This is a genomic window from Salinicoccus sp. ID82-1 (genome assembly GCF_021991715.1).
GTDB classification, from domain to species: domain Bacteria; phylum Bacillota; class Bacilli; order Staphylococcales; family Salinicoccaceae; genus Salinicoccus; species Salinicoccus cyprini.
Genome location: NZ_JAGFLY010000005.1, coordinates 82,637 through 95,562 on the forward strand (window position 1 = coordinate 82,637; position 12,926 = coordinate 95,562).

14 protein-coding genes are annotated in these 12,926 nt (G+C 45.9%); 6 read left to right on the forward strand and 8 right to left on the reverse strand.

Going from position 1 to position 12,926, the window contains the following annotated elements:
• Positions 1 to 8: 8 nt before the first annotated feature.
• Positions 9 to 815 (forward strand): carbon-nitrogen family hydrolase, encoded by an 807-nt coding sequence (locus J4760_RS11815; RefSeq protein WP_237605829.1) that lies wholly within the window; start codon positions 9 to 11, stop codon positions 813 to 815.
• A gap of 24 nt (positions 816 to 839) precedes the next feature.
• On the forward strand, positions 840 to 1,526 hold the full coding sequence (locus tag J4760_RS11820) for a GOLPH3/VPS74 family protein (RefSeq protein ID WP_237605830.1): 687 nt from the start codon (positions 840 to 842) through the stop codon (positions 1,524 to 1,526).
• Positions 1,527 to 1,535: 9 nt separating this feature from the next.
• Here the strand turns inward: J4760_RS11820 and J4760_RS11825 are convergent, their stop codons facing one another.
• Positions 1,536 to 1,742 (reverse strand): hypothetical protein, encoded by a 207-nt coding sequence (locus J4760_RS11825; RefSeq protein ID WP_237605831.1) that lies wholly within the window; start codon positions 1,740 to 1,742, stop codon positions 1,536 to 1,538.
• 166 nt (positions 1,743 to 1,908) lie between these two features.
• On the opposite strand from J4760_RS11825, the gene J4760_RS11830 reads away from it, so the two are divergent.
• Both J4760_RS11830 and J4760_RS11835 read left to right on the forward strand, forming a co-directional pair.
• Positions 1,909 to 2,619 (forward strand): alpha/beta fold hydrolase, encoded by a 711-nt coding sequence (locus J4760_RS11830; protein WP_237605832.1) that lies wholly within the window; start codon positions 1,909 to 1,911, stop codon positions 2,617 to 2,619.
• Positions 2,620 to 2,789: 170 nt separating this feature from the next.
• The gene (locus J4760_RS11835; protein WP_237605833.1) at positions 2,790 to 3,095 is read left to right on the forward strand and encodes a LysE/ArgO family amino acid transporter; all 306 of its coding nucleotides are present in this window, start codon (positions 2,790 to 2,792) and stop codon (positions 3,093 to 3,095) included.
• An 86-nt stretch (positions 3,096 to 3,181) separates the two neighbouring features.
• On the opposite strand, the gene J4760_RS11840 is transcribed toward J4760_RS11835, so the two are convergent.
• Genes J4760_RS11840 through qoxA form a run of 4 tightly spaced genes read right to left on the reverse strand, consistent with a single transcriptional unit; the run spans position 3,182 to position 7,061 of the window.
• Positions 3,182 to 3,553 carry a cytochrome C oxidase subunit IV family protein gene (locus J4760_RS11840; RefSeq protein WP_237605834.1) on the reverse strand — a complete coding sequence of 124 codons (372 nt, stop codon included), beginning with the start codon at positions 3,551 to 3,553 and terminating at the stop codon, positions 3,182 to 3,184.
• Complete coding sequence (gene qoxC / locus J4760_RS11845; RefSeq protein WP_237605835.1) at positions 3,554 to 4,159, reverse strand: cytochrome aa3 quinol oxidase subunit III; 606 nt, start codon at positions 4,157 to 4,159, stop codon at positions 3,554 to 3,556.
• A complete protein-coding gene (gene qoxB / locus J4760_RS11850) occupies positions 4,143 to 6,098 on the reverse strand; it encodes a cytochrome aa3 quinol oxidase subunit I (RefSeq protein ID WP_237605836.1) in 1,956 nt (651 codons plus the stop codon). Before qoxB ends, qoxC begins: the two co-directional genes overlap by 17 nt.
• Before the next feature lie 18 nt (positions 6,099 to 6,116).
• Positions 6,117 to 7,061, reverse strand: coding sequence for a cytochrome aa3 quinol oxidase subunit II (qoxA, locus tag J4760_RS11855; protein ID WP_237605837.1), 945 nt, complete (start codon positions 7,059 to 7,061; stop codon positions 6,117 to 6,119).
• Positions 7,062 to 7,800: 739 nt separating this feature from the next.
• Between qoxA and J4760_RS11860 the strand changes: the two genes are divergently transcribed.
• Positions 7,801 to 8,031, forward strand: coding sequence for an AbrB/MazE/SpoVT family DNA-binding domain-containing protein (locus tag J4760_RS11860; RefSeq protein WP_186365523.1), 231 nt, complete (start codon positions 7,801 to 7,803; stop codon positions 8,029 to 8,031).
• 23 nt (positions 8,032 to 8,054) lie between these two features.
• On the opposite strand, the gene J4760_RS11865 is transcribed toward J4760_RS11860, so the two are convergent.
• The 3 genes from J4760_RS11865 to J4760_RS11875 all read right to left on the reverse strand — a co-directional run bounded on the left by J4760_RS11865 (position 8,055) and on the right by J4760_RS11875 (position 11,160).
• Positions 8,055 to 9,101 carry a C45 family autoproteolytic acyltransferase/hydrolase gene (locus J4760_RS11865; protein WP_237605838.1) on the reverse strand — a complete coding sequence of 349 codons (1,047 nt, stop codon included), beginning with the start codon at positions 9,099 to 9,101 and terminating at the stop codon, positions 8,055 to 8,057.
• Positions 9,102 to 9,171: 70 nt separating this feature from the next.
• A complete protein-coding gene (locus tag J4760_RS11870) occupies positions 9,172 to 9,612 on the reverse strand; it encodes a hypothetical protein (protein WP_237605839.1) in 441 nt (146 codons plus the stop codon).
• A 51-nt stretch (positions 9,613 to 9,663) separates the two neighbouring features.
• Positions 9,664 to 11,160, reverse strand: a complete 1,497-nt coding sequence (locus J4760_RS11875) for a flotillin family protein (RefSeq protein WP_237605840.1) — start codon at positions 11,158 to 11,160, stop codon at positions 9,664 to 9,666.
• Between the two features lie 276 nt (positions 11,161 to 11,436).
• Here J4760_RS11875 and J4760_RS11880 point away from each other — a divergent pair, with 276 nt between their 5' ends.
• Complete coding sequence (locus J4760_RS11880; protein WP_237605841.1) at positions 11,437 to 12,903, forward strand: PTS transporter subunit EIIC; 1,467 nt, start codon at positions 11,437 to 11,439, stop codon at positions 12,901 to 12,903.
• Positions 12,904 to 12,926: the final 23 nt, after the last annotated feature.

Sequence of the window (12,926 nt, forward strand, 5' to 3'; positions counted from 1 at the left end):
TATGGGGAGTGATCGTTATCAATATAAAAGTACTGCAGTATCAGGTTGTATATGGAGACCTTGAAGCGAATCTTGAGAGGGTAAAGGCGCTATTCGAAAAGGAGAACCTGAAAGGCACGGATGTGGTCGTGCTGCCGGAGATGTGGACATCAAGCTATGATCTTGAAAATATACAGGAGCACGCCTGCCACCACCTCGAACCGGCGAAGTCCGTCATTGTCGAACTCGCGCAGGAATATGATGTCAACATTGTTGCCGGGTCCGTCGCCAATTTGAAGGACGATCCGGATAAGGTCTACAACACTGCATTCGTCATCGACCGAAAGGGTGCGCTGGTGCATGAATATTCGAAGATGCACCTCGTACCGATGCTCAATGAACCTGAATTTCTCGCAGCCGGGGAGGACAAAGTGGAGACGTTCATGCTGGATGGCAACAAATGCGGCATCGTCATCTGCTACGATCTCAGATTCCCCGAACTGTTCAGAGATCTGGCGTTAAAAGGCGCCACGTCCATCTTCGTCGTGGCCGAATGGCCGATGGCGCGTAAATCGCACTGGGAGACACTCATTCGTGCACGGGCCATTGAGAACCAGTTGTATATCATTGCTTGCGACACACATGGGAAGATCGGCACTCAGGAATATGCCGGGCGCTCCATGATCATCGGGCCGTTCGGAGGGAGTATCGATGAAGCGGCAGACCATGGCGATGCTGTATTGACCGGCAGGGTTGATGGCGATGAAGTCGCTAAAATCCGCAAGGAAGTGCCGATTTTCGACAGTAGGAAAAGGGATATGTACCACTTTCTATAAAATTTGAAAATAGGAGGAGATCTTATGTTTACAATTGCAGAAGCACTGCTGCTGCTTGCAACAGACGACGATAAGGGCACACAAGTATCTACAGCCGACTCGATGGAATATGGCTTCACCGGCGCCATCCTTTCCGAATTGACACTGATGGAACGCATCGAACTGCAGGACGAAAAAGTGGTCGTCATCGACCGCACACCGACAGGCGTGCCTTATTTTGAAACAGTCCTCGATGAAATCGAGAATGCCAAGAAGCCGGAGAAGATCGAATATTGGATGGACCGCCTGCCGTTCAAGATGCATAACATCAAGAAAGAAATCATCCAATCGTTAGTGGAGAAGGGGATACTGAAAGAAGAATCCAAGAAAATCCTATTTGTCTTCAACCAGAAAATGCACCCGGAGGCAGACGGCAGAGTCGAGCAGGAAATCAGGAGCAGGCTTCAAAGGATTGTGTTCGATAATGAAACACCCGACCCGCTCGCCGGCATCCTGTTGAACCTGATTAAGATATGCAACCTCACAGCCGAAGTATTCGGTGAAGAGAAAAAAGAAACCGCAGAGAAGCGGATCGAGAAAATTGCAGCCGAGAGCGAATACGACGTCGCCATCAACAAATCCATCGAGCAGATGGAAGCGGCAATCATGATTGCAACAACCACAGCCATTTCCATGACAGTGCTCAATAACACCATGCCACCTAACAACTAGGTGGCATGGCTATTTGTCGTGCTGATTATGACTGCCATAGATGGCTTGTATCACAATGCCGACCAGCAAGCCGATAGCTGAACCTGGAGGAATCGTAAAGACCATGATTGATGGATTTATGAACAGAGCTGCAAGTATGCCGACCAGACAGCCTGCAATCATTCCAAGACCGATGCTACTGTCAATCCAGTCCTTTTTAGTGGTTTGTCTTGTCATGTGGATCCACCTTTCATTTAAGACGTGAGTCAATAAGTCGTCCTATGCGAGAAATCTAGTTATCTTGATTATAAATGAGAGAGGTAGACAATGCAGAGTTCAGCTTGGTGAAGCGAAAGGGTAGATACGATGATTACTCAGTGAATAAAGAAAAAGGAGCCACTATATGATTTTACATACAGAAGTATCCGGAGGTGGAGAACCGATCGTTTTTCTACATACCGGACTGCAGACAGGAAGCACTGAATTGGATATACAACGAAAATATTTCAAAGATGACTATCAAGTGATACTGCCGGATCTACGTGGGCATGGTAAATCTGTCTCGAATGATGTGAACAATTACTTTAACAACTCTGCAGAAGACTTGGCGGAAACACTTGAATCATTAGATGTAGAATCCACACACATTGTTGGTTGTTCGTTAGGTGCACTTGTCGGGCTTATCTTTGCTAAGAAATTTCCAGAGAAGGTGAAAACTCTAACTTTATCCGGTATCATTCCAGAAAAACCTTCAGACTGGGTAGAAATGAACAAGAAGGACATAGAACATACAGAAAAGTTGCTTAAAGACCCTGAAACTGTCGTTTATTTTGATAGTATACATAAAGGGAACTGGAGAGAGCTGCTTCAAACAACCCAGGAGTCCGATTGGTATCCTTTCAATGAAACAGCAGATTTATCAATGCTCGATCTTCCAGTTTTATATATAGTCGGTGAACACAATGCACATGAAACCGCTGGAGTATTGATCTATCCTAAAATGAATAAGAATGTACATGCGTCAATCATTCCATTTGCTGGTCATGTCGTACACTTGGAACAGCCGGAGATTTATAACAAGATACTGGAAAATTTCTTGAATTACGACTGTTAATCTAAATAAGATCATAAGAAATGAAGCGTATCATCGTTGATGAGGTTTAATCGATTTAGAGAATATGTACTTCTATATAATTTTCTAATGGTTATTGATTGTGCGAAGATCTAAAAAGTTCAACAGTCACTATTTGATTTTGATATCCATTGTTCCATAAGTATGGTGCGATGAGTCCGAAAAAGCAGGTCATGTTTGCAATTTCAGTGTCCCTGCTGAATCCTCACGCCATACTCGATACAGTCGGCGTCATCGGTGCGAACTCGTTAAGGTACAGTGAGACATCAGAACTGATCGCTTTTTCGACAGCATGTATCGCCGTATCCTGGATAACCTTCTTGATGTTGGCAGTCATTGGTCGCAGCACCCGTTCGATTGACCGTGAAGGAAAGATTGTCATGACGATCAATAAAATTTCAGCAGTCATCATCTGGGGAATTGCTGCGTATCTTGGGTATCAGTTATTGATCTTCTAATCGATTGACGGATCAATGCCATCTACTAAAAAACCAGGAATCCTGAATTGGATTCCTGGTTTTTTCAGATATCAAATGCATTTTCGCTAGTGACCATCATGTTCCGCGCCTTCTGTTTCAATAATCTCTTCTTCGGAATCATGGTCCCCGCCTCCGTGGTCATGTGTAAATCCGAATGACATCGTAAAGATGGATCCTGCTACGATGATAGCTACAATTACGAATGCATGGAACATCATATGCCACGGGGTGTGGGTCGTGCCCCGCTCGATTATATGCATGAACATGAACAGCTGTATGAGCGCCTGAATAATTGCCAGCGCCATGACTGAGATGACGATCCATACTACAGGCAATCCGGATGAAAGTGCTGTCCAGGCTGCAACGATTGTAAGCACGATGGACAATATGAATCCGACAAGATGGTTGACCGGGTACTTCCTCTTATTCTTATCCATCTATATCACCATCCCCAGCATATAGACTGCAGAAAAGATGAATATCCAGATGACATCCAAAAAGTGCCAGTATAAGCTGACGATGAATGCCTTCCTTGTTGTCACCGGCGTCAGCCCGTGCTGCGTGATCTGAATGATCAACAGTATCATCCATACTATACCGAGTGTAACGTGCAGCCCGTGTGTGCCTGTCAGTGTGAAGAAAGCAGACCAGTATGCACTGGATTGCAGTGATACGCCTTCACTCACGTAATGGACAAACTCGTATATTTCGAGGCCCAGGAACGTGGTGCCGAGCAGCAAGGTCACAACGAGCAAGCCAATCAGCCCTTTTTTTGAACCTTCCCTCATAAAATGGATGGCCAGCCCGCATGTGAAACTGCTTGTCAGCAGCAGAAACGTCATGACGAGCACTATGTCCGGCTGGAACAGTTCAGCAGGACCGGGGTCATCTGCTGTACGGCCTGTCAATACTGCATGGGTGGCGAATAATGTGCCGAATAAAGACATTTCACCAGCCAGGAACAGCCAGAATCCGATGATTTTATTCTGTCCGTCTTCTGTACTGTATTCCAAAGGGACATGGTTTCTAATATCTTGACTCATTTTCAGCCCCCCTCGATTCATGCTCTATTTTTTCAATTTCATCCACTTCAAAATGATAGCCTTCTCTGTAGTCGAATGACCGGATCACCATCATGATCAAGATCCCGACGAGTCCGACAGCCGCCAGTGTAATCCACTCAAATACGAGGAAGAAGCTCGCAAAGAACATAATTGCCATCATGATGAAAGGCTGCCCTGTATCATTCGGCATATGAATCCGTTCGAGTTTGTCTTTTTCAAATGTCGTTCTGCCTGATTTTTTCATCTCGATGAGTGCATCAAGGCTGTTGATTTCAGGCAATGTTGCGAAATTATATTTAGGGATCGGTGTCGGTGTTGCCCATTCCAGTGTACGGCCGACGCCCCAGACATCGCCTTTCAAGTTACGGGTACTCTTGAAGTAGCTGTATATGATGCAGTAGACGAATACTGTGAAACCGGCGCCCATCGTAAAGGCACCAAGTGTTGAGATGAAGTTTAACGTGAACCAATCAGGACCGATTGTAAACAGCCTTCTCGCCATGCCGTCGAGCCCGAGGAAATACTGCGGGAAGAACGTGACATGGAAGCCGATCAGGAACAGCCAGAATGCCCACTTGTTCAATCGTTCATTCAACTGATAGCCGAACATCTTCGGAAACCAGAAGATGAGGCCGGCAAAACTTGCAAATACTGTGCCCGGAATCAGCACATAATGGAAGTGTGATACGAGGAAATACGTGTTATGAAACTGGTAATCGGCGGCTGCCATGCCGAGCATGACGCCTGTGACACCGCCGATGGTGAAACTCGGTACGAAAGCGAGTGACCAGAGCATCGGTGGACTGAATAATATTTTCGATTTATATAAAGTCGCCAGCCAGTTGAATATCTTAACACCGGTCGGTATTGCGATAGCCATCGTCGTTATCGAGAAAACTGAATTGACGAAAGAGCCTGCCCCCATCGTAAAGAAGTGATGGACCCAGACGACAAAGCTGAGACCGGCAATAACGATAATCGCCCAAACCATCGTCTTATATCCGAATAGCTGCTTCTGGGCGAAGGAGGCAATAATTTCAGAAAAAATACCGAAAGCGGGCAGGATGACGATATAGACTTCAGGGTGTCCCCACATCCAGAACAGGTTTGTCCACATCATCGGCATACCCTCACCGGTTAAAGCGAAAAAGTGTGAACCGAATATCCTGTCCAACGTCATCAGTCCCAGAGCGACGGTAAGTATCGGGAATGCAAAGATGATGAGGAATGTTGTGATCAGTGTCGACCAGGTGAAAATCGGCATCTGAAACAGCTTCATGCCGGGCGCGCGCATTCTCACTATTGTCACCATCAGGTTAATTCCGGTTGCGAGTGTACCGATACCGGACAATTGCAATCCGAGCAGATAGAAGTTGATACCGGGGCCGGGGTTCAGCTCAGCCCCTGAAAGCGGTGCGTAGTTTGACCATCCTGCATCAGGCGCACCGCCGATGACGAATGCTATGTTGAACAGCAGTGCACCGAAAAATGTCGACCAGAAGCTGGCAGAATTCAAATAAGGGAATGCGAAGTCGCGTGCACCGATTTGTAGCGGTACAACAAAGTTCATCAGCCCGATCAGAAACGGCATCGCCACGAAGAAAATCATGATCGTTCCGTGTGTTGTGAAGACTTCGCTGTAATGCTGTGCATTCAGAAAGTTCATTTCTGGAAATGCAAGCTGCACACGCATCATCATAGCATCGATGCCGGCCCTGAAGAACATGGCAAGTGCCAGCAGGATGTACATGATGCCGATTTTCTTATGGTCGACTGTGACAAGCCATTCCCGCCACAGCCATTTCCATTTCTTGAAATAAGTAAGGACAAATATAATCGTTGCTGAAACCAGAACAATTGCGACCATACCTATATATATTAAAGGTTCCCCTGTTACAAAAAATTCATCCCATTGCATAAGTGTGACCTTCTTTCATCATTCTGAGATTTCATTCGGATTGAATCCGGGGTAATTGTATAGATCTATGCCTTCTTCATACTTGTCGGCGTGCCTGACTGCTGAATAATCCCTGAATTCGTTCCGGCCATGGTCGACCCATTCGAGATGGGTGGATGAAAAGGCCATCTCATCAACCAGCCCGGGCGCCAGAATTTCATCGTATTCTTCCTGAGTCAGTTCAGGCTGTGTCTCATGGATATTGTCCACCCAACTGTCAAATTCATCATGATCCACTGCATTGACCTCGAATGTCTGGGCTGCAAAACCTTCTCCGGTGAAGTTCGCATTTCGGCCGAGGAACACCCCTTCTTCATCAGCCTGCAGATGCTGCCTGTTTTCCATGCCGGCCATATTGTATTTTTGGCCGCCGAGACGCGGGATCCACATGGATGCCATGGAGTCTGCAGATGACAATCTGAATTCTATCGCACGGTCAGTCGGAATATATAAGTGGTTGACAGTCTCCACATTCTCTTCCGGATAACTGAAAATCCACTTCCAATCCGCAGAAGTTGCATAAACCACTAAAGGCTCCTGATCATCTGAGGACGCAGGAGGCTCCTCCAGCTGGAAGATCAGGCTTATCGTCGGAATGGACAAAAGAGTGACGATAAGTATGGGTATTGCGAACCAGACAATCTCTATCTTCAGATTGCCGTGCATTTCCGGTTTGTAATCCGATGGCTTTCTGTTTTTGCGGTTTGCCCGATATCTGATTACAAAAATAGTGAAAATGGTATAGACGACAATGATGATGCCCGCCATGAAGTAGAGTGAGTAATAGATCAGATCACGCTGACTTTCGGCAACCGGACCTCCAGGATCGAAAACTTCCAGGTCGCTGCATCCGGAAAGTACTGATATAAAAACGAGTAACATAATGATTGGAAATTTATTGTACATATTTTTATGTCCCATCATTCTCCACACCCCATATGTGACTTTTATGATATACATATTATCAGAAAATTATATACTTTAAATTAGTATTACAGATACTTCATTAAATTGCTATTAAACTGTAACAATATTTTATAAGAATATACAAAATATAAATGTCGTTGTAGTGGAAAATGATTGAAAAGAAGATAGAAAAACTCATCATAAGGTGATACGCTGAAGGTTACCATGAATAGTATTTACTAGATTGATCTTACTGCAAACCAGGAGTTGAATCAGGTTATCATAATATCAGGGGGTCTGTCTTATGATCGACGACGGATTTAATTTTTTCCTTTGGAGTTTTTCGTTTTAGCGCAATATAATGTAACTATACAATTGTCGATTCAGTAGCTGCAAATGCTGTATCTATATGAAATACATGACAGAAATAGTGGCTGGAAATACTTTTTGATTTCATGGACAAGAAGCCATTAAATAGTTCTTTTGCTATGAATGTGTCTATTTACTGAGTTTTGTCACCTGTGCGTCTGTTATCGGAAATTATGTTATCTTTTATGAAGATTACCACGATTACTGAAATCAAGTTTAAAATGAAGAAGATAACATAGTAGAGGTTACCATCCCTTGTATCAAATATGTTCCATATCTCAAAGCATTAAGAGCCAGAATGATCAGCAGGGAATAGCATGGTTTTTAATTCATCTTCATATTTTCCTTTTTAAGTGCTATATACACTTGGATGAGAGGGTGGGGTTTTATGGCTATTTTAAGACAACTGAGGAAATCTGGAGATAATATGGTTGTCAGTATACCGAAAAGCATTCTTGAGACGCTGAAGGCTGAGGAGGGCGACCGTCTGGAGTTTGTTCCAGATGGTGATTCTGTCATCATCAGAAAGCAGAGTGATCAACAGGAAGAGGTGCTGGATCTGTCCAACGAAATGTTTGCAAAGTACGATAGGACAATGCGTGATTTGGTAGAGAGATGATAGCTCAATCAAACCTTTCTGCTTCATCTCTCCATGTTCACGAATGGTCGGTCGTATTCGAGTGTTCCTTTGATTTGCTTAACGTTGACATTATTACCTCTCAGCCATTTTGAAAAGTCAAAGATTACTGGCTGTTTGTCGGGACCAATGACGAACCATGCTTTCAATTCTTTAGGGAAATAGACGGATGTGTGTATGGTTCCTGCTGAGGCATCGTATTTATGTGAGAATATGCCATGGTCAGGGTTATTCATGACTTTAAACGCCTGATAGGGGTTGGTGGCATGCTGCTGCTCGGCTTGTATCGTCCTTTCCCGCTCGCGTGTTTCTTCCTGACGGTACCGGTTTTCTTCATCCAGCAAGTGGAAATGATTGGTGCATACATTGGACTGTCTGACTGCAACTCTCCTTGGCGATGCTTCAACGACGTAGGATACGCCTTCTGGATCGAGAATGATATAGCTGAATGAATGCCTATGTGGAATGTCTTCCAATAATGAAACGGCCTCATCTACATTTGCGCATGTTTCCAGAATCAGACGGCCAATCATACTGCATAGGAACCCGTCGCCTGAATTTTTACTGTGTGTGAAGTTATATCCCATCACAAGTCCTTTTTCGTTCATACCATCTATCCGTCCGGCAATCCGCATCGAAGGTCCGATTACGGCGTATCCGTGGTCAGTTGGTTCGTAAAACGTATACCGTCCCTCATATCCACGGGGGTGGCTGTCATAATTGCGAACCATGAAGTCGCTATCCGTGAAAATGGAGCAGCCGCTTCGTGTATATTCCAGATAATAGCCGCCGAATAGTTGGAATGCTTTTTTCATTTCCATGTCCAGTGCATCGGCAAGTCCATAAATTTCATCGAGTATGGCTGGTGAGTATTTTGACATGATATTTATATATTCTTCGGGATTGACTATATAATGCCGATTTTTACGTCTTTCTAGATCTTTTTCGCGGTTGGGCAGAATCGGCGACTCTCTCAGCTGCTCGCCTTGAAAATAGCCGAAATCATAATGGGTGCCTCTATATTGAATCACGTTACTGTAGTACTGCTTCATTGTATCTCCGCCTCTTTCTATTCTCACTTGCCAGTATACATGCTTAATAGAAAAACGCATTGATAGTGATTCAGCTTTGGTTACTTCGGTCTGTCTTGTCCTCTACCACGAGCTTGTGAGAATTAAAAAAGAACGAAGATAGACCGACCATGAGAAGTATAATCAGGAAGATTGGAAGTGTAGCTTCACCTAATTGGACGTAGAGATCAGATTCTCTTTGTGGTCTGTAGTTAATGACGAACAAGAAATAAAGCAGGGAAACTATAAAAACGATATTCGCTATTTTGCTCAATAGCGTTTCTTTGATAATGATTATGTCTCCATCTTTTACATGAATTTCATCATTGTGATCCAATATTTGTACGTACTTCAATCTGCCTTCTTTTTCCGGAATCTCTATAGTCTTATTCTGAAAAAAATGGATATTCCCTATCTTTTCACCGTTGAACTCCAGTCTCAGTGAATTCAATAAACCTAGAAGCCAGGTCCTTCGTTTTACGGTTATCTCCATAGCATCCTCCTCAAGTTATAAAAAATGACTCCGAAGAGTCATTTTTTTAGTTTATTTCTCTTTGTTGTCAACATCATCAACATAGTTCTCTTCTTCCACATCTTCACCGTCTTCTTGGTCATCTGCGAGCGTTTCACTCGCTTCTTCCTCAGCATCCGGCTGTACGTTGGCAGTCAGGTTCTTCAGGAAGCCTTCCATATCAAAACCGGTCATCTGGCCCATGCTTTCCTGAAGGTTGACCATGGTGCCTGTGACGGTCTTCGGCAGTGACTTGAGCTGGTCTCCGCTTCCGCCATCCAATATGCGAATGGATTCGACGTTGCTCATGGACTGGCTGACTGCTTTGGCGAATTCAGGCATGATCTCGATGAGTTTCTCCATCAGGATGACATCCTTATGCTGGGCCATGGCTTTGGCGCGGCGTTCGATGGCTTCGACTTCGGCCAGGCTCTTCTTACGGATGACTTCGGCTTCTGCATTACCTTCCGAGATACGCGCAGCGGCACTGGCTTCTGCTTTTTTAGTTTCAGCATAGTAGTCGGCTTCTGCCTGCTGTCTGCGGACTTCCACTTGCTGCTTCTCGATTTCAACGTCGTTTTCACGTTCCATCTTACGCAGCTTGAGCTCATTCGCTTTCTCCTGCTCGCGGATCTCGAGGCGCTGCTGCTCGACGGCAAGGCGGCGTTCTTCTGCCTCAAGTTCACCGGCTGCCTCGGCGATGGCCTGTTCCTTCGCCGTTTCAGCGGAGTTTCGGGCTTCCTTCAGTTCCTTCTCCTTGCGGCTGTCGGCAATGCTCATCTCACGCTGGTATTTCTCACGTGAAATCTTCTCATTGACTTCCGCCTGCTTGCTTTCTGTTGCAAGCTTATTCTCACTTTCCGCAATCTCCGCTTCTTTTCTGACTCTGGCAATCTGTGGACGACCGAGGTTCTCGAGATAGTTCTCATCATCCTTCAGGTCGGACAGACCGAGGGAGGTGATCTTGAAGCCCATGCGGTTGAGCTGGTCCTGAGCGATTTCACGGACCTGTTCGTTGAAACTCTCACGGTCGGCGTTGATGCTCTCGACGGTCATCTTCGACAGGATGGCACGCAAGTTCGAGTTCAGTACTTCGGATACTTCATGTTCGATGTCATTCTGATCCTTGCCGAGGAACTGCTCGGCATATTTTACGATACCTTCAAGATCGTCGGCGACTTTCACTGTCGCCACGGCCTGACCGTAGATGCCGACGCCTTCCTTGGTGTAGACTTTCGGTGTTTCAATCTTTAGCTGGAAGGATTTCAGGGAGACTTTCGTTCCAGTCTGGAACATGCGCAGCCTATGGCCACCCCCGCGGATGACTTTCATATACCGTCCCTGATCATCCTTGTAGATATTCGTTTCTTTCGACTCGTCTCCGAGGTTCGGACCTGTGACAATCAGCGCTTCGTTCGAAGGTACCGTTCTATACCTGACTTTCATATAGAAGTACCATGCGATGCCGGCAGCGATGATCAGTACAAGAATGACTCCCAGAATAACTGCCAATCCCATATTTTCAGCCATGATTCAATCATCTCCTTCTTATGTATTGTGGATGCATGCATCCATTCACTAGGTATTTTACATTAAATTTACAGTTGAGTGGTGTATATTTATAATACTTTTTATATTTTGATTAATTTCTTCCCGAAGTTCTTCTACCATATCCATAATGGCACCATTTGATGTATTCTATTATCATAAGTGAACTTTGATGTAGAGTTGCCAATCGCATTCTGGTGGCATCCATTTTGACTATAAACAGAAATGGAAATGTTGGAAGGACAGGTGAAAGCAGCAATGAAAAACAAGAGACTGGATTATCATACGCTTGCTGGACAGATCATCGAACGGGTAGGAGGAGATGACAACATCGTCAATGTCATCCATTGTGTGACGCGTCTGCGCTTCTATCTGAAGGATCCGGCACTGCCCGATACAGAGGGAATAAAGGCATTGGACGGTGTCATGGGCGTGGCGGAAGCAGGTGGCCAGTATCAGGTCGTCGTCGGCCCGGCTGTGGATGACATCCATAAGGAAGTGATGGCGCAGCTGTCCATTTCAGAAGACCAGCCAGCAGATCGGGAACAGTTTGCGAAACCTTCCGAAGACAGCAGTATCATGGACAAGGTCGGATATCAATTCAATAAGCTGATCGGCATCATCACAGGATCCGTCATGCCGATTATCAATATTCTCGCTGCAGCCGGTATTATCAAAGGGCTGCTTGCGGTACTGACATCGACAAATATCATAACCGACACAGGCACTGCCTATCTGATCATCAATGCGATGGCGGATGCGGTCTTCTACTTCCTGCCTGTACTGATCGGTTTCAATGCAGCCAGGCGCATGAATGGCAACCCGGTTCTGACTGCCGTCATCGGCGGGGTCATCATCCACCCGACTGTCCTTGAAGCGGCAAATGGGGATATGAACATCTTTGCCATCGGCAACTTCGCCTTTCCGTTCGTCGCCTATACATACTCCATCTTTCCGATGATCCTTGCCGCCTGGCTGGTGAAAAAGCTTGAGGACTGGATGAAGACTTGGGTGTCTGCATACATCCAGGCCATATTCATCCCGATCGTCATCATCGGGGTCGTGTCGGCCATTACACTCATCATCACCGGTCCCGTGCTGGTCGGCTTCTCAACCGCACTCGCCAATGGCTTGCAGGCCATGCTCGACTTCAATGCACCACTATTTGGTGCCGTCATCGCAGCATTCTACCAGCTGCTGGTCATTTTCGGTCTCCACTGGGGCATCGTACCGGTCTATGTAAATGACTTTGCCACACTCGGATACAGCTACCTGTCCGTAATGGTCAGCTTCACCATCGTCGGCCAGGCCGGAGCCGCACTGGGTGTTGCCGTGAAGTCGAAGAAGGCGGAAGTGAAGGAACTCGGTTACGCCGGGGCATTCTCCGCCTTCTGTGGCATTACAGAACCCGCCATCTACGGTATCAACCTGCGCTTCCGCAGACCATTCATATGCGCAAGCATCGCCAGCGCAGTCGGTGGGCTTCTCGCCGGCATTCTCGGCGTCAACATGTGGAGCATTATCGGATCTCTGATCGGACTGCCATCCTTCATTGATCCGGAGAACGGCATCACCGCAAACTTCTGGTATGCCATTCTGACCACATTCATTACACTGGCACTCGCTTTCGGTCTGACATACATCTGGGGATACAACGACAAGATGGAAATGTACAAGAAGCGTGAGAAGCCGAAGAATCCGGCGAAAGCAGATTTTAACAGATAGGTCCACACTTCAACACCTATGAT